Origin of the sequence: Sphingobacterium sp. G1-14, assembly GCF_002196555.1 — a bacterium.
Classification (GTDB): domain Bacteria; phylum Bacteroidota; class Bacteroidia; order Sphingobacteriales; family Sphingobacteriaceae; genus Sphingobacterium; species Sphingobacterium siyangense.
This window is the reverse complement of sequence record NZ_CP021381.1, coordinates 5,368,594-5,387,311: the sequence shown is the minus strand read 5'-3', so window position 1 is coordinate 5,387,311 and position 18,718 is coordinate 5,368,594. Positions and strand designations below refer to the sequence as shown.

Annotated in this window: 17 protein-coding genes; 2 read left to right on the top strand and 15 right to left on the bottom strand. The window is 38.8% G+C overall.

Annotated elements, in window-relative coordinates; genetic code table 11:
- Positions 1 to 16: 16 nt before the first annotated feature.
- The 7 genes from CBM24_RS23260 to CBM24_RS23230 all read right to left on the bottom strand — a co-directional run bounded on the left by CBM24_RS23260 (position 17) and on the right by CBM24_RS23230 (position 5,841).
- Positions 17 to 778 (bottom strand): SGNH/GDSL hydrolase family protein, encoded by a 762-nt coding sequence (locus tag CBM24_RS23260; protein ID WP_088162913.1) that lies wholly within the window; start codon positions 776 to 778, stop codon positions 17 to 19.
- Between the two features lie 34 nt (positions 779 to 812).
- Positions 813 to 2,000 (bottom strand): aspartate aminotransferase family protein, encoded by a 1,188-nt coding sequence (locus CBM24_RS23255; RefSeq protein WP_088162912.1) that lies wholly within the window; start codon positions 1,998 to 2,000, stop codon positions 813 to 815.
- 61 nt (positions 2,001 to 2,061) lie between these two features.
- Positions 2,062 to 2,481, bottom strand: a complete 420-nt coding sequence (locus tag CBM24_RS23250) for a hypothetical protein (RefSeq protein ID WP_232475616.1) — start codon at positions 2,479 to 2,481, stop codon at positions 2,062 to 2,064.
- Positions 2,481 to 3,437: a hypothetical protein gene (locus CBM24_RS23245; RefSeq protein ID WP_088162911.1), complete on the bottom strand. Its 957-nt coding sequence runs from the start codon at positions 3,435 to 3,437 to the stop codon at positions 2,481 to 2,483. Before CBM24_RS23245 ends, CBM24_RS23250 begins: the two co-directional genes overlap by 1 nt.
- Before the next feature lie 33 nt (positions 3,438 to 3,470).
- A complete protein-coding gene (locus CBM24_RS23240) occupies positions 3,471 to 4,016 on the bottom strand; it encodes an RNA polymerase sigma factor (RefSeq protein WP_075994136.1) in 546 nt (181 codons plus the stop codon).
- Between the two features lie 21 nt (positions 4,017 to 4,037).
- Positions 4,038 to 4,991, bottom strand: a complete 954-nt coding sequence (locus CBM24_RS23235) for a transketolase family protein (protein WP_075994135.1) — start codon at positions 4,989 to 4,991, stop codon at positions 4,038 to 4,040.
- 1 nt (position 4,992) lies between these two features.
- On the bottom strand, positions 4,993 to 5,841 hold the full coding sequence (locus tag CBM24_RS23230) for a transketolase (protein WP_075994134.1): 849 nt from the start codon (positions 5,839 to 5,841) through the stop codon (positions 4,993 to 4,995).
- 170 nt (positions 5,842 to 6,011) lie between these two features.
- Between CBM24_RS23230 and CBM24_RS23225 the strand changes: the two genes are divergently transcribed.
- Complete coding sequence (locus tag CBM24_RS23225; RefSeq protein ID WP_088162910.1) at positions 6,012 to 8,429, top strand: glycoside hydrolase family 3 N-terminal domain-containing protein; 2,418 nt, start codon at positions 6,012 to 6,014, stop codon at positions 8,427 to 8,429.
- A gap of 125 nt (positions 8,430 to 8,554) precedes the next feature.
- Here CBM24_RS23225 and CBM24_RS23220 read toward each other — a convergent pair whose 3' ends face one another.
- The 4 genes from CBM24_RS23220 to CBM24_RS23205 all read right to left on the bottom strand — a co-directional run bounded on the left by CBM24_RS23220 (position 8,555) and on the right by CBM24_RS23205 (position 11,228).
- A complete protein-coding gene (locus CBM24_RS23220; RefSeq protein WP_088162909.1) occupies positions 8,555 to 9,109 on the bottom strand; it encodes a NifU family protein in 555 nt (184 codons plus the stop codon).
- A 72-nt stretch (positions 9,110 to 9,181) separates the two neighbouring features.
- Positions 9,182 to 10,531, bottom strand: a complete 1,350-nt coding sequence (purB, locus tag CBM24_RS23215) for an adenylosuccinate lyase (protein ID WP_088162908.1) — start codon at positions 10,529 to 10,531, stop codon at positions 9,182 to 9,184.
- Positions 10,532 to 10,657: 126 nt separating this feature from the next.
- Positions 10,658 to 10,861, bottom strand: coding sequence for a hypothetical protein (locus CBM24_RS23210; RefSeq protein ID WP_088162907.1), 204 nt, complete (start codon positions 10,859 to 10,861; stop codon positions 10,658 to 10,660).
- Positions 10,862 to 11,006: 145 nt separating this feature from the next.
- Positions 11,007 to 11,228 carry a hypothetical protein gene (locus CBM24_RS23205; protein ID WP_075994129.1) on the bottom strand — a complete coding sequence of 74 codons (222 nt, stop codon included), beginning with the start codon at positions 11,226 to 11,228 and terminating at the stop codon, positions 11,007 to 11,009.
- Between the two features lie 327 nt (positions 11,229 to 11,555).
- Here CBM24_RS23205 and CBM24_RS23200 point away from each other — a divergent pair, with 327 nt between their 5' ends.
- Entirely contained in the window at positions 11,556 to 12,905 is a 1,350-nt protein-coding gene (locus CBM24_RS23200) for an acyl-CoA dehydrogenase family protein (protein ID WP_198385988.1), read from the top strand.
- A gap of 115 nt (positions 12,906 to 13,020) precedes the next feature.
- On the opposite strand, the gene CBM24_RS23195 is transcribed toward CBM24_RS23200, so the two are convergent.
- From CBM24_RS23195 to CBM24_RS23180, 4 genes are all read right to left on the bottom strand, one after another.
- A complete protein-coding gene (locus CBM24_RS23195) occupies positions 13,021 to 13,806 on the bottom strand; it encodes an META domain-containing protein (protein WP_088162905.1) in 786 nt (261 codons plus the stop codon).
- A 118-nt stretch (positions 13,807 to 13,924) separates the two neighbouring features.
- Positions 13,925 to 15,751 carry a membrane protein insertase YidC gene (yidC, locus tag CBM24_RS23190; RefSeq protein WP_088162904.1) on the bottom strand — a complete coding sequence of 609 codons (1,827 nt, stop codon included), beginning with the start codon at positions 15,749 to 15,751 and terminating at the stop codon, positions 13,925 to 13,927.
- A gap of 39 nt (positions 15,752 to 15,790) precedes the next feature.
- Positions 15,791 to 17,401, bottom strand: a complete 1,611-nt coding sequence (locus tag CBM24_RS23185; protein WP_088162903.1) for a CTP synthase — start codon at positions 17,399 to 17,401, stop codon at positions 15,791 to 15,793.
- Positions 17,402 to 17,524: 123 nt separating this feature from the next.
- Positions 17,525 to 18,610, bottom strand: a complete 1,086-nt coding sequence (locus tag CBM24_RS23180) for a carbohydrate-binding family 9-like protein (RefSeq protein WP_088162902.1) — start codon at positions 18,608 to 18,610, stop codon at positions 17,525 to 17,527.
- Between the last annotated feature and the right edge of the window lie 108 nt (positions 18,611 to 18,718).

Below are 18,718 nucleotides of genomic sequence, written 5' to 3'. Positions count from 1 at the left end.
CCGCTCTTTTCTTTTATTACTTGAGGCAGTCCATCCAGGCTGAGGCCATCATTTGTGCCCCAGCAAGCGTGGGATGTACGCCGTCCGCAGCCCAATAGGCACCAGGGGCGTTCTTTTGAGCATTGTCGAATATTTTTTGATAGGGGATAAGAATTGCTCCAAATTCTTTGGCGATCTCACGAGCGGATTCTTGATAAGCCAAAAATTTTGGATACCAAGCTTCAGTAATGTGACCTACACCCTTTACTGCAAAAGGCTCTCCAATAATCAATTTGACATTTGGAAGCTTTTGTAATGTCTCCTGCAATAGCTGTTTGTACTGGGATTTATACTCTTCAACCGTAGTCTGTGCTCCTCGATCGATTGTCCGCCAGAAATCGTTCACACCAATCAAAATACTCAATACAGTAGGGTTAATTGCCAGAGTATCCTCCTGCCAGCGCTTTTGAAGATCGGGTACACGATTTCCGCTAATACCTGTATTATATACCTTTAGTCTCTTTGCTGGATATTTATTTAAGAGTTGGCTGGCAGCCAATAAAGCATAACCATGCCCCAGCGCTGCGGTGTCATTGGCATTTTTGTTATTTCTATCTCGGCCCACATCCGTAATGGAATCGCCCTGAAATAAAATGATGTCGTCGTTATTTAAAGTGATTTTTGAGGAACCGACTGTTGATTCGTGTGCGAATACATCGTTTCTCAGTAAATCGGCGCCAGTCAATAGACCGGTGCCAATAATGCTTTTTTTGATAAATGATCTGCGGTTTGTGTTCATTATTAGGTTTTTGTTATGTTTAAAGTTACATACTTTAGGCATACTTTTCCAAACCTTTTATAATGATGTTACAAGCTTTTTCAATTTCTAGATTTGTAATAGTCAATGGTGGGGCGACACGGAGTGCCGTTTCACAATGCAGATACCAATCGATCATAACCCCTTTTTCAGCACAATACTTACTCACATTGTAAACTTGATCAAAAGAAGCCAGTTGCAGACACATCATAAGGCCTAGTCCTCGAATTTCTTTAATTGCAGGATGCCTGAGTTTTTCTTTAAATAAAAGCGATTTTCGCTCAACCTGTTCGACTAATTTTTCTTCCTTGATAACAGCTAGTGAAGCCCGCGCTGCGGCACAACTCACAGGATGCCCCCCGAAAGTTGTGATGTGCCCAAGCATGGGATTATCCTTAATAACGTCCATCACTTCTTTGGCTGCAACAAATGCACCCAAGGGCATACCGCCTCCGATGCCTTTGGCAAGCATCAGGATATCTGGAACAATAGCAAAATGTTCGAAGGCGAAAAGACGGCCTGTTCGACCGAAACCTGTTTGAATTTCATCAAAGATCAGTAAAGTACCTGTTTCATTACAGCGTTTTCTAACAGCTTGCATGTAAGCGATATCCGGGACTCGGACACCAGCTTCTCCCTGAATAGCTTCGAGGATGACAGCAGCAGTTTGTTCCGTAATCTTTGTGAGATCTTCCATGTCATTAAACCCGATAAAATCTATTTCGGGAAGGAGGGGGGCATACGCTTTGCGATACTCATCGTTTCCGATCAGACTGAGCGCGCCTTGTGTGCTGCCGTGGTACGCTTTTTTTGCAGCGATAATCTGCCTGCGACCAGTATATTTCTTTGCTATTTTCATAGATCCCTCTACGGCTTCCGTTCCACTGTTGGTGAGGTAGACTGATTGAAAATTAGCGGGAAGTTCTGCTAGTAATTCTGTAGCAAATTGCACCTGTGGCGCCTGCACAAATTCACCATAAACGGTGACATGTAAGTACTGCTCCAATTGTGATTTTATAGCCTCTAAAACCTTCGGATGACGATGGCCTATATTGCTGACATTGAAGCCGGAGACCAAATCCATATATTCTTCTCCATTGGGGCCATAAAGGTAGACACCTTCAGCCTTAACTACTTCAACCAATCTAGGTGAGCTAGATGTTTGAGCAGTATTCATTAAAAATAATTCTCTGTTGCTTAACATGATCTTACAAATGTCCGAAAATAAAAAAGAAGTCTTCAAGACTTCTTTTTTATTTTCGAGATTATTTTCTTCTATTCTGCAGGGATTTGTATAGATGTTCTCTGAATTCCTGTTCTACTTCAAAAAATTGCGATGCCCGCGCATTGCCAATAACTTTGGCAAATTTGACCCGGTATTCTTTTTTGATCTCCACTTCTTTAACATCATACTGTAAGACATCTCTGGAACCACCTCTAAAACTATTTTTGGGAGCACCATTCAATTTTTCTTTTCTGATATCCCAAAGTGTTTGGCTATACTCATTATAGAGCGGAAAGAATTGCTGAGCCTCTCTTGGCGTTAAATCTAGTTCTTTAGTAATGTAAGCTATTTTTTCATTTTCTATAGCTTGAAATCGATTTTTGTCTTGTGCAAAGCCCAAGGCAATAGAAAATATACTAAAGAACAATGTTATCCATATGTATTTTTTATCGAACATCATTATAAGGTATAGTTTAGATAATCTTCTATTTCTTGTTTAGATATATTACTCCCAAATCCCTTGGTAGGGAGATTCGCTTCATCGGTATACTGGGACATATAGATCATATCATCACCAGAAGCTGAAGCCGCAAGGTAATTAATAATTTCCTGCTTAGGAATTTCTGACAAATGTTGGCTCAACTGCTCTTCTGCAACTGTTTCTACGGGAGCTGCATTTTGTTGTTGATACTGATACCCCCAATATCCTCCTATGCTCAACATGGCGGCAAAAGATGCTGCAACAGCATAGCGTGCATACCATTTTTTCGGTCTTCCTATTTGATGGATAGGTGTATGATCTTTTTCAGGCTCCTGCACAGCATTAATAATACTTTCGGAAAGAGTCTCAAAATAATGTTGTGGTACATCAAAGCCTGCAGTCACAACCGTTTCTTTGAGTTTTTCTTCAGCGATACGAGCAAAAATAGTCGATTCAACTGTTTCTTCATAGCCGACCGGAACAGAGAAACCATCTGTAGGAACTGTTTTCTTCAATTCCTGTTCAGCTAAACGGGCGAAGATGGAATCTTCAAGCGTTTGATTATAAGCAGAAGGCATTGTAAAGCCATCAGATGCAATCGTTTCTTTTAATTTGTCTTCTAAAATTCGGTTGAGGATAGTTGAAGATAGTTCGGAAGCATAATTTTCAGGAATTTCAAAGCCGTCAGTAGCAACTTGATTTTTTAAATTGTCTTCTGCTACTTTACACATAATGGCCTCAGATAGGCTATCAAAATATCCTTCTGGAACCTCAAAGATGGATTCTTCCTTGCATTCAATCAATTTGACTTGCGTAATTATTTTTGATTCTAAATCACTGAAATAATTTTCAGGTAAGCCAAATGGATTTTCACGCAACGATGCTGGAAGATTTGTAGGCTCCAGCCCATCATGATATGTGCCATTTTCCTTCATAGTATTTGTTAGAACCTAATTTCGCTAAAAGGTTTAATCGTTGTTGTTAAAAAATGCCTCTATTTTTTTGACGGCCAAATGATAAGAGGCTTTAAGCGCTCCAACACTTGTTCCGAGGACTTCTGAAATCTCTTCATATTTCATGTCTTCAAAATATTTCATATTGAAGACCAATTTTTGCTTCTCTGGCAAGGTCAACAAAGCCTGTTGTAACTTCATTTGAGCTCTATCACCATTGAAATAATTGCCATCAGCAAGCGTTTCTGCCAGATAAGCAGTCGTGTCGTCATCCAACGACACGTTCTGCTTTTGCTTTTTCTTATTTAAGAAGGTAATACATTCATTTGTTGCAATACGATAAAGCCACGTGTATAACTGTGAGTCTTCCCGGAAGTTCCCAAGGTTCTTCCATACTTTCACAAAAATATCTTGTACAACATCGTCCGCATCGTCATGATCGATGACCATTCTTCGCACATGCCAATAAATCTTCTGTTGATATTTCTTCAACAATAAACGGAAAGCTTCTTCTCGCGTACTCTCTTCGGCGAATTTTGCTATAATTAAAGCGTCATCCATATATTGACTTGCGTAGTTTTGTTATTTTCTTTTGATTACTTTTTGAGCCGCTGCAACAATAGCCGCTGCATTCAGACCGTATTTTTCCATCAATTGAGCAGGAGTACCTGATTCTCCAAAACTATCATTTACAGCAACGTATTCTTGTGGAGTAGGCAACTCTCTTGTTAATACCTGAGCAACGCTATCACCTAAACCGCCAAGACGATTATGCTCTTCCGCCGTTACGACACATTTGGTTTTAGCAACAGATTTTAAAATAGCTTCTTCATCCAAAGGTTTGATTGTATGGATATTGATAATCTCAGCGTTGATGCCCAACTCAGCTAATTGCTCACCAGCTTGGATAGCTTCCCATACCAGATGACCTGTAGCAATGATCGTAACATCCGTTCCTTCATTTAATAATACCGCCTTACCAATCACAAATTCCTGATCAGCAGGAGTGAAGTTAGGAACTACAGGACGGCCAAAACGCAAATAAACCGGTCCATCATATTTGGCTGCAGCAATCGTAGCGGCTTTTGTTTGATTGAAATCACAAGGATTGATCACTGTCATTCCAGGCAACATTTTCATCAAACCGATATCTTCTAAGATTTGGTGAGTTGCACCATCTTCACCTAAGGTTAGACCAGCATGTGACGCGGCAATCTTTACATTTTTGTCCGAGTATGCAATCGATTGGCGAATCTGATCATAAACACGGCCTGTCGAAAAATTTGCAAATGTACCTGTGAATGGGATTTTACCACCGATCGTAAGTCCGGCAGCAATACCCATCATGTTTGCTTCCGCAATACCGATTTGGAAAAAGCGCTCAGGAAATTCTTTGATAAAATCGTTCATTTTTAACGAACCGATTAAATCAGCACATAATGCAACTACATTCTCATCTTGCTTTCCTGCTTCTAGTAAGCCCGCACCAAATCCTGAGCGTGTATCTTTTGACTCTGTATAAGTATATTTTTTCATTCTAGTAATCTCCTAAAGTTTCTGTAAGCTGATTCAACGCCGACGCCAATTGTTCGTCATTTGGAGCAACACCATGCCATTTATGAGAACCCATCATAAAATCAACACCGCTACCCATTTCAGTATGCATCAGAATAATAACCGGTTTACCTTTTCCTGTGCGTGATTTAGCTTCTGCTAAACCTGCAACAACAGCATTCATGTCATTGCCTTTAGCAATTTCCATCACATCCCAGCCAAATGCTTCCCATTTTGCACGAAGATCACCAAGAGATAATACTTGATCTGTAGATCCGTCAATTTGTGCTTTGTTATAGTCAACAGTAGCAATTAAATTGTCGATTTTGTTGTGTGGTGCGTACATTGCAGCTTCCCAAACTTGGCCCTCCTGCAATTCGCCATCACCCATTAATACATAAACTAGATTATTGTCTTTATTCAATTTTTTTGCCTGTGCGGCTCCAATTGCAACAGATAATCCTTGGCCCAATGATCCCGAAGCAATACGAATACCCGGAAGGCCTTCGTGTGTTGTTGGATGACCTTGAAGTCTGGAATTGATTTTTCTGAACGTTGCTAATTCGCTCACTTCAAAATATCCCGCATGCGCCAATGTACTGTAAAATACAGGAGAGATGTGTCCATTTGACAGGAAGAATAAATCTTCTCCTTTTCCATCCATGTCAAAGGAAGGATTGCGTTTCATTGCATTGAAATAAAGCGCCACAAAGTAATCTGTACAACCTAACGAACCACCTGGGTGTCCTGATTGACAAGCGTGTACCATACGTACGATATCACGTCTTACCTGTGATGCAATTTGTTCTAGTTTGTTAATATCTGCACTCATTTTTTTTGTTGGTTTCACAATTGGTCGTAAAGTTAACTATTTTTAAGCTAGATGCTTGTTAAAAAATGAATTTATATTGACTTATCCCAGATCGACGATGTGTTTGATCTGCGGATTTTTATTTTTTTTGTACCTTGCTTCACTTTATAAAACCAACAATTTTCAGCATAATGCCTAATCAACTCAAAAGCAGCCTTATTATTTCAGCGCTCTCAGCCCTTTATTTGCATTCTTCTGCCCAGCACATCAACATTTACCATAAGGATTGGATCGATTTTAACAAAAATGGGAAAAAGGATATTTATGAAGACCCCAAACAGAAAATAGCCAGTCGCGTGGAGGATCTGTTGCGTCAAATGACTGTTCAAGAAAAGGCCAATCAGACGGTTACACTCTACGGTTATGGGCGGGTTTTGAAAGATGAGCAGCCCACTGCCGCTTGGGACAAAGAGATTTGGAAACACGGCTTGGCCAATATCGACGAAATGTTGAATAGCTTGGCTTATAATAAGTCGGCAAAAAGTTCATTTTCGTATCCCTTCAGCCGCCATGCTCAAGCCTTAAATAATGTTCAAAAATGGTTTGTGGAAAACACACGACTTGGTATTCCCGTTGATTTTACCAATGAGGGGATTCATGGACTCAACCATGATCGCGCTACTTCCCTGCCGGCACCAATCAATATTGGAAGTACATGGAATACTTCACTGGTACGTAAAGCTGGCGATATAATTGGTAGGGAAGCCAAATATCTGGGCTATACCAATGTCTATACGCCTATTCTTGATGTTTCTAGAGATCCGCGCTGGGGAAGAGTGGTTGAAACCTATGGCGAAGATCCGTTTCATATTGCTGAAATGGGGAAACAAGTTGTTTTAGGGATTCAACAAAATGGAGTCGCATCCACATTGAAACATTATGCGGTCTATTCTGTGCCCAAAGGGGGAAGAGATGGCAATGCACGTACGGATCCTCATGTTGGCTTTCGTGAGATGCATTCGCTTCACCTCTATCCATTTAAAAGGGTCATAAAGGAAGCCAAACCCTTGGGAGTCATGAGTAGTTATAATGATTATGATGGCGTGCCTGTATCTGCCAGCAGCTATTTTTTACAGGACTTACTCCGAAAAGAGTATGGTTTTGAAGGGTATGTGGTGTCCGACAGTGAGGCTCTAGAGTTTATTTACAACAAACACCATGTTGCTGCAAACTATAAAGATGCTATTAAACAGGCATTAGAGGCGGGTTTGAATGTGCGGACAAATTTTGATCCACCGAGTACATATCTAACGCCACTAATGGAACTAATAGAAGAAGGAGGGCTGGATATCAAAATATTGGATCAGCGGGTTCGCGAAGTCCTGACCGTGAAGTTTAAACTGGGTTTATTTGATCATCCATTGAGAGAAGATATAGCGATAGCCGATAAAAAGGTGCATACCCCCGCAGATGAAGAAGTATCACTTCAAATGAATAAGGAGTCTATTGTTCTGTTGAAAAATGAACAGAATCTTCTCCCAATAGACGTGAATAAATACAAACGAATTTTGGTTACGGGACCAATGGCAGAAGCAACAAATTATACGACAAGTCGCTATGGACCTTCCAATAATCCGATCACCACCATCAAAGATGGGATTATAAACTATGGAAAAACAAAGGCACTTCGGGTTGATTATGCAAAAGGGGTAGATGTCGTGGATAAAAACTGGCCTGAGAGTGAGATTATTCCAACAGACTTGTCCGGCGAGGAGCTGGAAAAGATGGCCGAAGGTGTTCGTCTCGGTAAAGAATCTGACCTAATCATAGCGGTAATGGGCGAGTCGGAACGGGAAGTCGGTGAAAGTCGATCGCGATCAGATCTAAATTTGCCAGGCAAGCAACGCGACTATTTAATGAAATTGAAGGAAACAGGTAAACCTATTGTGCTGGTACTTGTCAATGGTCGTCCACTTACTGTCAATTGGGAAAACAAATATCTACCTGCAATTGTGGAGAGTTGGTTTCTTAGCAATCAGTCGGGAAATGTTCTTGCCGAAATGCTGTTTGGAGGGTATAGCCCTAGTGGAAAATTGCCCATTTCATTTCCGAAGTCCGTCGGACAGGTTGAAATGAATTTTCCGACCAAGCCCGCTGCACAGGCGGGGCAACCTGGGGTCGGACCCAATGGGTGGGGCAATAGTCGGGTTGTTGGATTCTTATACCCTTTTGGATATGGATTAAGCTACACAGATTTTAGTTTTTCAAATTTACAACTCGCTAAGAAACAGATCAGACCAACGGATTCCCTTACAGTTACGGTTGATATTGAAAACATAGGGAAGAGGAAAGGCGCCGAAGTTGTTCAGCTTTATATCAAAGACGTGCTGTCTTCGGTAACGACATATGAGATGGATTTGCGTGGATTCGAAAAAGTTGAACTTAATCCAGGGGAAAAGAAGACCTTACAGTTTACGATCTTACCTGCCCACCTGGAACTTTTGGATCAGCACAATAACTGGACAGTTGAACCCGGCAAATTTGAACTATTTATCGGTAATTCTTCTGTTAATCTTCCGCTTAAAGATTCATTTGAAGTAGTCAATTAGGTTAAAAAATGCTATACCAAGCAGATGGTGGATAGCGATTATTTCTTCTTAAGACTAGTGAATAAAAAAAGGATTCAGCAAAATTAATTACTGAATCCTTTTTTTATTGTATCGAATAGCTGTGATTACATGGCCTCAGCGACAACTTCAGTCACTTCTGGAACCATGCGTTTCAACAATCCCTCAATTCCTGCTTTTAATGTGATTGTCGAAGATGGACAACCACTGCAAGAACCTTTTAGTTCAACTGTCACAATACCTTCGTTGAAGGATTTATAATGGATTGCTCCACCATCTTGTTCAACAGCAGGTCTTACATAATCATGTAATACTTGTTGTATCTTCACTTCAGTTTCAGTACCTTCAAAATTAACCTCTGTATCGTGGTGTACCGTTTTTACAGCAAGTTCAGACTCTACAGCACCTTTTACAAAGTCTTTTAGCAAGGCTTCAATGTCTTCCCATTCCGCATCTTCAGTTTTGGTAATGGTCACGAAGTTACTTGCAAAAAATACCCCATTTACAAAGTTAAATTTGAATAATTCAAGTGCAAACGGTGAATCTTGTGCTGCTTCTTTATTTGGAAAATCCACACTACCGTTGATCAACAATTTATTGACCAAGAACTTCATTGTAGAAGGGTTGGGTGTAGACTCTGTATATACGTTAATCGTAGCCATGTAGTATCTATTTTTATTCGAAGCAAATATAGGTCAAATGAAGCTTTGTTAAGGTCATCTATAAGTAAAAGCTTATAAAGTGACACCTGTGTAGTTAGAAGGACTGATCGCTTTCAGTTCCTCTTTAACTTCCGCTGATACATTTAGATTATCAACAAATGTTGCTATCGTTTCTTTTGTAACATGTGTGTTGGTACGTGTTAGGTCTTTTAAAGCTTCATACGGCTTTGGATAGCCTTCCCTTCTCAATATAGTTTGTAGTGCCTCCGCAACAACAGCCCAATTATTTTCAAGATCATTGGCCAACGCCTGTTCGTTTAAAATCAATTTGCGTAACCCTCTCAAAGTCGATTTAATAGCAATTAGGGTATGTGCAAACGGAACACCAATATTACGTAATACCGTAGAATCTGTTAAATCTCGTTGAAGGCGGGAAACTGGTAACTTAGCCGCAAGGTGCTCAAAAATGGCATTTGCAATACCTAAATTTCCTTCTGCATTTTCAAAGTCAATCGGGTTGACTTTATGTGGCATAGCCGAAGAACCGATTTGACCAGCAGTGATTTTTTGTTTAAAATATTCCATCGAAATATATGTCCAAATGTCACGGCATAAATCGATGACAATATTGTTTATCCGTTTTAAGGCATCACAGCTCGCTGCAAAGTTATCGTAATGCTCAATCTGTGTGGTCGTTTGTGAACGGTCTAACCCCAAGATATTGTTTACAAAATTATTCCCAAAATTGATCCAATTTGTCGCTGGATATGCAACGTGATGCGCATTAAAATTACCAGTTGCGCCACCAAATTTAGCGGAATACGGTACTTGATGTAATAGTTGCAATTGACGTTCTATGCGTTCGATAAAAACATAAAACTCTTTACCCAAACGAGTTGGAGATGCCGGTTGTCCATGGGTACGTGCCAACATCGGGATGTCTGACCATGACGTTGCTAATGATTTTAACTCATGAAGCAACTCTTCTATTGCCGGTGTATAACTTTCTTTAATGGCTTCTTTCCAGGAAAGTGGAATCGCTGTGTTATTGATATCTTGTGAAGTCAAACCAAAATGGATGAATTCAAGGTAGTCCTGTAATCCTAATTTTTCAAATTGATCTTTTAGAAAATATTCAACTGCTTTAACATCATGGTTCGTAACTTTTTCTGTGTTTTTGATCCAAATGGCATCTTCTTCAGAAAAATTCCTGTAGATATCCCGCAATTTTTCATTGAGTGTTTTGTCAAACTGTTGTAATTGAGCAATACCGGATTCACTTAATGCAATAAAATATTCGACCTCTACGCGTACACGATATTTTATTAAAGCAAATTCGGAAAAAAATGCTGAAAGTTCATTAGTATTATTGTAATAGCGTCCGTCAATAGGCGTAACTGCTGTTAAAGATGATAAAGCCATAGATTGAATGATTTTTGGCAAAGGTAAAAAAATGCTTGGAGCTTAGCAATTTAATTGGTGTAGATATAAAAAAAGCCTCCTTGTTGAAGGAAGCTTTTTATACGGTGTAAATTCTTTTTCAGAGAATTAGTGAGCAGCTTTAGTTGAATCAACTTTAGCAGCAGCTGAATCTACAGCAGTTTTTGCTGAATCCAATTGCGTGTTAGCTGAATCTAAAGCAACGTTAGCTGAATCAGTAGCAGCGTCAGTTTTTTTAGCTGTTTCACCACATGATGCGAAAGCCAATGTTAAAGCTAAACCTAAGAAACCGAATTTGAATGCGTTTTTCATTTTATTAAAATTAAAATATTTTTAAATCTTGTTATTTAGGAGTTAATACCATTAAACCAAAAAGGTAACCCCTGTATTTATTTTTTATAAAAAAAGAAAGGCCTTTCGTAAAAAAGGCCTTCCAAAAGCTTTATTCAGTCCTGAATTATTTAGTAGCAGCTGAATCAACTTTAGCAGCAGCTGAATCAACTTTAGCAGCAGCTGAATCAACTTTAGTAGCAGCTGAATCTAATGTGTTAGCAGCTGAATCAACTAAAGCAGAAGCTGAATCTGCAGCACCTTCAGCTTTTTTCTCTGAATTGTTACAAGATGCGAAAGCTACAGTTAAAGCTAAACCTAAGAAACCGAATTTTAATGCGTTTTTCATTTTCTAATTTTCTAATTTAAATTGAAATAATTTTCTTTTTCATCTCTTAATACACGTAACCAAAAAAGGTAACCCAAAAAATGATGTTTTTTTAAAAATATTTTTAACACATTGTTTTTCATTTATTTATAATTCTATGTTTTATTCAAAACATTCCTGATTCCACTATTTTATTGATAGGGGATTGGGCGATATAAGGTAAGATATTGTCCATTCGTTTGTTTACCGGATAATTCCATCTTGTCAATTTGTATCATGTCATTTCCAAACAATTTTGGATTATTTTTCTTATTTTAAGAAGTAAACACTTAAAAAGAAATTGCAGTTATGTTTGATAAAGTAAAGAATATAATGGATTTGGCAAAATCAATAGACTTTGGCAAATTGGAAGAAATATCGAAGAAAGTGGATTTGGGAGCAGTCATGGATGCCGTATCAAAAATGGATGATAAGCAGCTTCATGGTTTAATGAAAATGCTAAGTGCAGGAAAAGAAAAAAAGGAATTACCGCCTATTAATGGTGATTTCTATGCTATGGATAGCAAATTAAACGATTCAGATCGTGCATTGCAATTGAAGGTAAGGGAGTTTATGGAGACCGAAGTTAAGCCAATCGTCAATAAATATTGGTTAAGAGATGAGTTCCCTTTTGAAATAGTACCGAAACTAGCAGCTTTAAATATTTGTGGCTATACCTACGATGGGTATGGTTGTATGGGGGGAAGTTCATTAATGGAAGGGATCATAGCGGCGGAGATAGCACGGGTAGATGCTTCTGTAGCGACTTTCTTTGGCGTACAGAGTGGTTTAGCCATGGGATCAATTTATATTTGCGGATCCGAAGAGCAAAAACAAGAGTGGCTGCCCAAAATGCAGCAGATGCAAGTGATTGGTGCTTTTGGTTTAACAGAGCCCGAAGTAGGGTCGGGAGCAGCAGGCGGATTGACAACGACCTGTAGGAAGACAGCTGAAGGTTGGGTCTTAAATGGTCAAAAAAAATGGATCGGGAATTCCACCTTTTCCGATATCACAATCGTATGGGCAAGGGATCTTGATGATGGCGAAGTTAAGGGGTTTATTGTACGAAAGGATAATCCAGGTTTTTCAGTTGAAAAAATTAAAGATAAGATGGCTTTGCGCATTGTGCAGAATGGCCTTATTACTTTAGCGAATTGTATCGTTCCAGAAAGTGATCGCCTGCAAAATGCGAATTCCTTTAAAGATACAGGAAAGGTTCTTCAGATGACGCGAGCAGGTGTCGCTTGGATGGCCGTAGGATGTGCGCGGGGTGCTTATGAAAATGCCTTGGATTACACGCGTAAAAGGAAGCAATTTGGTAAACCAATCGCTTCTTTTCAACTTATTCAAAATCACCTGGTTGAAATGTTGTCCAATTTAACAGCTATGCAAACGCTTGTCTTCAGATTATCTGAATTACAGGATAAAGGTGAACTAAAAGATGAACATGCCTCGCTGGCTAAAGTCTTCTGTTCTTTACGTACGAGAGATATTGTTTCCAAGGCTCGAGAGGTCATGGGTGGAAACGGTATTCTGTTGGAGTATAATGTCGCACGGTTTTTGGCCGATGCCGAAGCAATTTATTCCTATGAGGGGACAAAAGAAATCAATTCACTCATAGTTGGTAGAAGTATAACTGGATTTAGTGCCTTTGTTTAGGCGAGATCCGGCTGGTTTTTGACTTCCTGTTGCCAAATATCGCTTAATACATAAAAAGGGCGTTGTTTTTTAAACAATGCCCTTTTTACTTCAGTTGGAGCAAAAAAGCAATTTTCTATTTCCGTTTAAATCGCATAATAGCAATATCTCCCATGATAAATGTCAAGGTATTCTCGCTTACACTATAGGTGTTTACCTTTTCCAATGTCGAAAAGAAAGTTGCTTCACCATTACCTTCGCAGGCCATTTTCGTTGACATAATCGGGCCAAAATTAATGGTATTTCCATTGGTTTTAAAAGTCGTATTGTAGTTATTGCAGCTACTATTTCCGTTTACTTTACCACTGGCAGCATCAAATGTCATTGTTGGTTTACGATTGGGATATAGACCATCGAAAGCGATCCGTGGGCCGGATATATAATCAAGTTCCCAAGTTCCACTAAGTTCTTGTTTATTGTTCTGAATTAACTTAAATTTTGCCAGGGGAGCCATCTTAGCTTTGTTCAGGCTAAGAATGCCATCCTTAACCGTATAATTATCTGCAGCAGTCAGGTTTTTGGATAAAGCTTGTTCAATAGACATATCCGGACAGGCCATCATCGTAGACATGCCCTGAGCAAATTTAATCTTTCCATTTTTTGATAATGTCAATTCTCCACCGATGCCATTACATCCGCCACTTGCACTGTAACTTTTTTCGTCCAGCTGGAGGTAAGGCATTTTGCCGTTGATCTGATCCGCTACAGGCTGTCCATTGATTTCAATCAATTGCCATTTTTTTCCAATTACTGACGACATGCTACTGTCTGTGTTCTGCTCATTCGCGTTCTTCTTGATCACAGAGCAACTTCCAAGACTAACGATTAAGATGGCCAATATGGCGATGTTTTTAAAGTTCATATTCTAAATTTTAACCTATTAACACCCTTTTTAACGTTTGGTTTGACGAAATGCTACAAAAGTTCACAAACAAAGAAGGCTTCCAATTTGGAAGCCTTCTTTATCAGTATGATAAATCTTACGATTTGTTTTTATTTTGTTGTGCTTGTTGTTGTGCACGCATCATCTCTTCCATTTTCGTTTGGAAGCTCGATTTTTTATCTGCTTTTGGATTCTTTTTATTTTCCTCCAATTTAGCTAAGATTTTCTCATCATTCACCATGGTGCGAATAACCAACTGAGTCAAGAACGTAAATAATGCACTTAAGAAATAGTAGTAGTTCAAACCTGCTGGGAAGCTATTCAAAACAAAGAAGAAAATCAAAGGCATGATATAGCCCATGTATTTCATTTGTCCTGTAGCACCAGATGTAGCGTTGTTATACCAAGTCGTCAACAATGTTGTCAATGTCATCAAGATACACATCAAAGAGATGTGGTTGAATGATCCAAAAATAGGTGCAAATGTAAACAGTGTATCATAGGTTGACATATCCTTCATAAACAAGAAGCTTTGTCCTCTCAATTCAAATAAATTTGGAAAGAAGTAGAAGAACGCAATTGTAAATGGCATTTGTAGGACAAGCGGAAGACATCCACCAAGTGGATTTACACCAACCTGTTTGTACAATTTCATTTGCTCCTGCTGCATCAACATTTGATTATCTTCACCCACTTTTGCTTTGATCTCATCCAGCTGCGGTTTTAATACACGCATTTTTGCCATAGAGACATAAGACTTGTAGGTCATTGGTGAAAGAATCAGCTTCAACATCAATGTCAATAAAAGGATAACGATACCGTAGCTCATATGGAAACCATCCAGGAAGTTAAATACAGGTACTGTAATCCATTGGTTGATCCAACGCATAGGGCCCCAACCCATATTGATGATCGATTGGTAGTCATTACCCTCGGCCTTCAATACATTGTATTGATTTGGTCCAAAGAAGAAGTTTAAGGAATAGTTATTGTCCTTATGATTATCAAATGCCAATTCTGCGTTTGTATTATAGAATTTGACGATGTCGGTTTCTGAAGCATGTTTTACATCCACTTTTGCATTGACAAAGCCATCTTTAGTGCTGAGGATACTAGAGAAGTAATGCTGCTTGAATGCAATCCATTGTACTTTTTTCTCCAATGCTTCATCCGCATCTTTTGATTCTGAAAGATGATCTACTTTATTATCTTCTTTATAATAAAGTGTAGATTTCTGTCTTTCAGATTCTATGTTTTGCTCTTTTTGTCTCAACGCGGTGTTCCAGTTAAGGGTCAACGTTTTTTGACTCTGCGGAATTAAATTCTGTATCCCTTTTGTGTTAATATCCAGTCCAACATTATAGCCTTTACCAGCAATCGAGTACACATATTCAATATACTGTTCGGCACTGTAATTTAGTCGGAATTTTACAGATTGTTTACCTTCACCAGAAACTTGGATATCCGAAGATTCTGTATTGAAGTATAAATCATTTGTTGATACGTTTTGACCAGCTGCGTTAAATTGAAAACCAAACTTATTGTCTTCACCATCAAAAAGCATCAAAGGTTTTCCATTGAAATTCTTTTCGCCTTTTAGTTCTACAGATTTAACCTTACCACCTTTTGTACTGATTTTGGCAATGATTTTCTCGTTTTCAATCGTAATGACTTTCTCCGTTCCAAATTTTGTCGCACCAAAAGGCTTTTTCAATTCCGCCGAATCAGCAATCACTGCTGTTTGTGCTGCTTTGGTTTTAGCGGTAGAGTCACTTTCGGCAGGCAGTCCTTTTTCTGTGCGCGCTTTAGCCTCTTGTCTCGCTTGTTCTTGTTTGATTTCCGATTCTGAAGGCTTCATCAGGTAAAATGAACCAGTGATGATAGCAAACATCAGGACCAAACCAATTAGGGTATTTCTATCCATTTTTAATAATTAAACTTAATTAATTGTATCCTTCTATTACTACTTTGATTTTTTGTTGGCCAAAGCAGCGGCTACAAAGCTAACAAAAAGTGGGTGAGGATTTGCAACAGTTGACTTTAATTCTGGATGAAATTGTCCGGCAACGAAAAATGGATGGTTTTTCAATTCGACAATTTCAACTAATCCAGTCTCCGGATTGAATCCTGAAGCAATCATTCCAGCTGCTTCATATTGTTTTAAATAGTCATTGTTAAACTCATAACGGTGACGGTGTCTTTCAGAAATTTTTGTTTTACCATAGATGGCAAAGGCCTTAGTTCCTTTTTTAATTTCACAGTCGTAAGCACCTAAACGCATTGTACCGCCCATATTGGTAATATTTTTTTGCTCTTCCATCAAATTGATGACCGGATTGCTGGTGTTGGCATCCATTTCAAAACTGTTGGCATCTTTTAATCCCAATACGTTTCTTCCGAATTCGATAACCGAACATTGCATACCTAAGCAGATACCAAAGAACGGAATATTATTTTCACGAACATACTGAATAGCATTTAGCTTACCATCCAAGCCGCGTTCACCGAAACCCGGAGCAACCAAAACTCCATCCATACCTTTCAGCTTTTCAGCAACATTTTCTTTTGTAACACTTTCAGCAGCAATATAGCTCACTTTTACTTTACATTCGTTTGTTGCGCCCGCATGAATAAATCCTTCGATAATGGACTTGTAAGCATCTGGAAGCTCAACATATTTTCCGACCAAAGCAATATTAACTTCACTTGTCGGGTTTTTGAGCTTACCTAAAAAGTTTTTCCAGTTTTCTAGATCAGGCTCATTTTTGTTGGAAAGTTTTAGCTTTGTTAATGCTGTTTTATCAAGATTCTCCTTCAACATCAATAATGGGACATCATAAATCGTCGACGCATCGATAGATTCTACGACGGCGTTGATGTTGACATTACAGAATTGCGCTAATTTTTTACGGATTTCTTGCGATAATTTATGTTCAGTACGACATACTAGAATATCAGGTTGTACACCATATTCCAATAATGTTTTTACGGAATGCTGGGTAGGTTTTGTTTTAAGCTCACCAGCAGCAGCCAAATAAGGGACTAAAGTCAAATGGATAACCAGCGAATTATTGGCTCCTAATTCCCAGCGAAGCTGTCTTACGGCCTCCACAAACGGTAAGGACTCAATATCGCCTACAGTTCCGCCCAATTCAGTGATGATAATGTCATATTTGCCGGACTCACCCAACAGTTGCATTCTGCGTTTTATCTCATCGGTGATATGGGGAATCACTTGAACGGTTTTTCCTAAATATGCACCTTCACGTTCTTGTTGGATAACGTGTTGATAGATGCGGCCTGTCGTGACGTTATTTGCTTGTGAGGTAGGGACATTCAGGAAGCGCTCGTAATGACCTAAGTCAAGGTCTGTTTCAGCGCCATCTTCTGTAACATAACATTCTCCATGTTCATATGGATTTAATGTTCCTGGATCGATGTTAATGTAAGGGTCGAATTTTTGAATGGTAACTTTATAGCCACGCGCTTGGAGAAGTTTAGCAAGGGAGGCAGCAATAATACCTTTCCCCAACGACGAAGTAACGCCGCCCGTAACAAAAATATATTTAGTCATAACAATTAAAGGATTTTCAATTTTATGTGGTCAAAATGACCAATAATAGTTGCTCTATGTACGGGATACAAAGATAGCAATTTTTATTCAAAATCAGAATTGAAGATGGCTCGATTAATTAAATTAAAAATAGATATTACCTTGGCTATCTATTGTTGTCTTTAATGTAGGCTGTGCTTTTGACTTGATTTCAATGCGATAGAAATTATTACTGTTTGAAAATACAATCTCATAATTTTTGTGCTCATTTATAATTTCAGGATATAATTTGCTTAGCTCCTGAATTGACGTTGCATAGCGTTTTTTATCCTTTCTATAGATCTGTTGCAGGTAAAAGATATTCCAGGTAACTTTTTCGAGTGCGAGGAATTGCTCATCGATAGGTTGATGGTCTGTGTCGTTAACAAATTTTATATGTCCCCATCGCTCAGGGTAATGCATATTAACGAGGCCGATTGGAGACCATACCCAGTTCTCTTCAGCGAGCGTCTTACCCGTGTTGTCTTTTCTCTTGCTGTAGGTTGTTTCGGTGTTGTCATAATGCCACTGAACACGTGAGAAGTTTATCTTCCAGGTTTCATTTGCTTTAATCTGATTTCCTTCGCCAAAGTATTTTAGACTTTTTACAGGTATTTTCATTTCCACAGTCCAAAATTCATCCTTGTCTTGAGGATCGTTGATGGACCCAGCATGATAGACTGCACTTTCCATATCTTTTGTGTCCCAATTTAGATTAGCTCTGCCGCCAAAGCGATAAGGTTTAGTCATCAAAAGATCCATTACGGTATTTAATGCGTTTATTTCAATCTCTATATATTCTGGAGATAACAGATTTGGCTTGAGAAAGATCTCAAAATCATTGTCATGATAGATGATTGTATCTTTTTGTCTTAAATATCCTTTGATATGAGGTTCTTGAAGCTTAGCAAAAATGTAAAGATTTTCTTTGTCCCAAAGCATCTTGACTTGTGTCTTAAAAGTAGGGGCAGGTTTATTTGATCCCTCAATATCCTTAAAAGAATCTGTCCATATCGCTTTTGACCAGGAAGCTTCACTGTCCTTTCCGTCAATCGTGATCGCATCTGTTACTGGAAGTACATAATACGTTTGAGGGCGCGACTGTAGCTGAAGAAATTCATTCAGATTTCGTTGTGCAAAAATAAAGGTCGGATAGATGATAAAAGTAAGGATAAAAGCTATAGTTCTCATCAAGATACAGTTTGATTTTTAGCGGTAGCCAAGTTGGGATGAAACAATACCAGTTTGTTTTCCGCTATTGTAATCATCTACGATTCTACCTTTCAGATACGGTGCTAA

What these genes read in the sequence shown, in the direction of transcription:
- CBM24_RS23200 (WP_198385988.1), top strand. Translation starts at nt 11,556, where the DNA reads ATGTTTGATAAAGTAAAGAATATAATGGATTTGGCAAAATCAATAGAC.
- CBM24_RS23180 (WP_088162902.1), bottom strand. Translation starts at nt 18,610, where the DNA reads ATGAGAACTATAGCTTTTATCCTTACTTTTATCATCTATCCGACCTTT.
- yidC (WP_088162904.1), bottom strand. Translation starts at nt 15,751, where the DNA reads ATGGATAGAAATACCCTAATTGGTTTGGTCCTGATGTTTGCTATCATC.
- CBM24_RS23250 (WP_232475616.1), bottom strand. Translation starts at nt 2,481, where the DNA reads ATGATGTTCGATAAAAAATACATATGGATAACATTGTTCTTTAGTATA.
- CBM24_RS23235 (WP_075994135.1), bottom strand. Translation starts at nt 4,991, where the DNA reads ATGAAAAAATATACTTATACAGAGTCAAAAGATACACGCTCAGGATTT.
- CBM24_RS23245 (WP_088162911.1), bottom strand. Translation starts at nt 3,437, where the DNA reads ATGAAGGAAAATGGCACATATCATGATGGGCTGGAGCCTACAAATCTT.
- CBM24_RS23185 (WP_088162903.1), bottom strand. Translation starts at nt 17,401, where the DNA reads ATGACTAAATATATTTTTGTTACGGGCGGCGTTACTTCGTCGTTGGGG.
- CBM24_RS23220 (WP_088162909.1), bottom strand. Translation starts at nt 9,109, where the DNA reads ATGGCTACGATTAACGTATATACAGAGTCTACACCCAACCCTTCTACA.
- CBM24_RS23240 (WP_075994136.1), bottom strand. Translation starts at nt 4,016, where the DNA reads ATGGATGACGCTTTAATTATAGCAAAATTCGCCGAAGAGAGTACGCGA.
- purB (WP_088162908.1), bottom strand. Translation starts at nt 10,531, where the DNA reads ATGGCTTTATCATCTTTAACAGCAGTTACGCCTATTGACGGACGCTAT.
- CBM24_RS23255 (WP_088162912.1), bottom strand. Translation starts at nt 2,000, where the DNA reads ATGTTAAGCAACAGAGAATTATTTTTAATGAATACTGCTCAAACATCT.
- CBM24_RS23195 (WP_088162905.1), bottom strand. Translation starts at nt 13,806, where the DNA reads ATGAACTTTAAAAACATCGCCATATTGGCCATCTTAATCGTTAGTCTT.
- CBM24_RS23260 (WP_088162913.1), bottom strand. Translation starts at nt 778, where the DNA reads ATGAACACAAACCGCAGATCATTTATCAAAAAAAGCATTATTGGCACC.
- CBM24_RS23210 (WP_088162907.1), bottom strand. Translation starts at nt 10,861, where the DNA reads ATGAAAAACGCATTCAAATTCGGTTTCTTAGGTTTAGCTTTAACATTG.
- CBM24_RS23230 (WP_075994134.1), bottom strand. Translation starts at nt 5,841, where the DNA reads ATGAGTGCAGATATTAACAAACTAGAACAAATTGCATCACAGGTAAGA.
- CBM24_RS23205 (WP_075994129.1), bottom strand. Translation starts at nt 11,228, where the DNA reads ATGAAAAACGCATTAAAATTCGGTTTCTTAGGTTTAGCTTTAACTGTA.
- CBM24_RS23225 (WP_088162910.1), top strand. Translation starts at nt 6,012, where the DNA reads ATGCCTAATCAACTCAAAAGCAGCCTTATTATTTCAGCGCTCTCAGCC.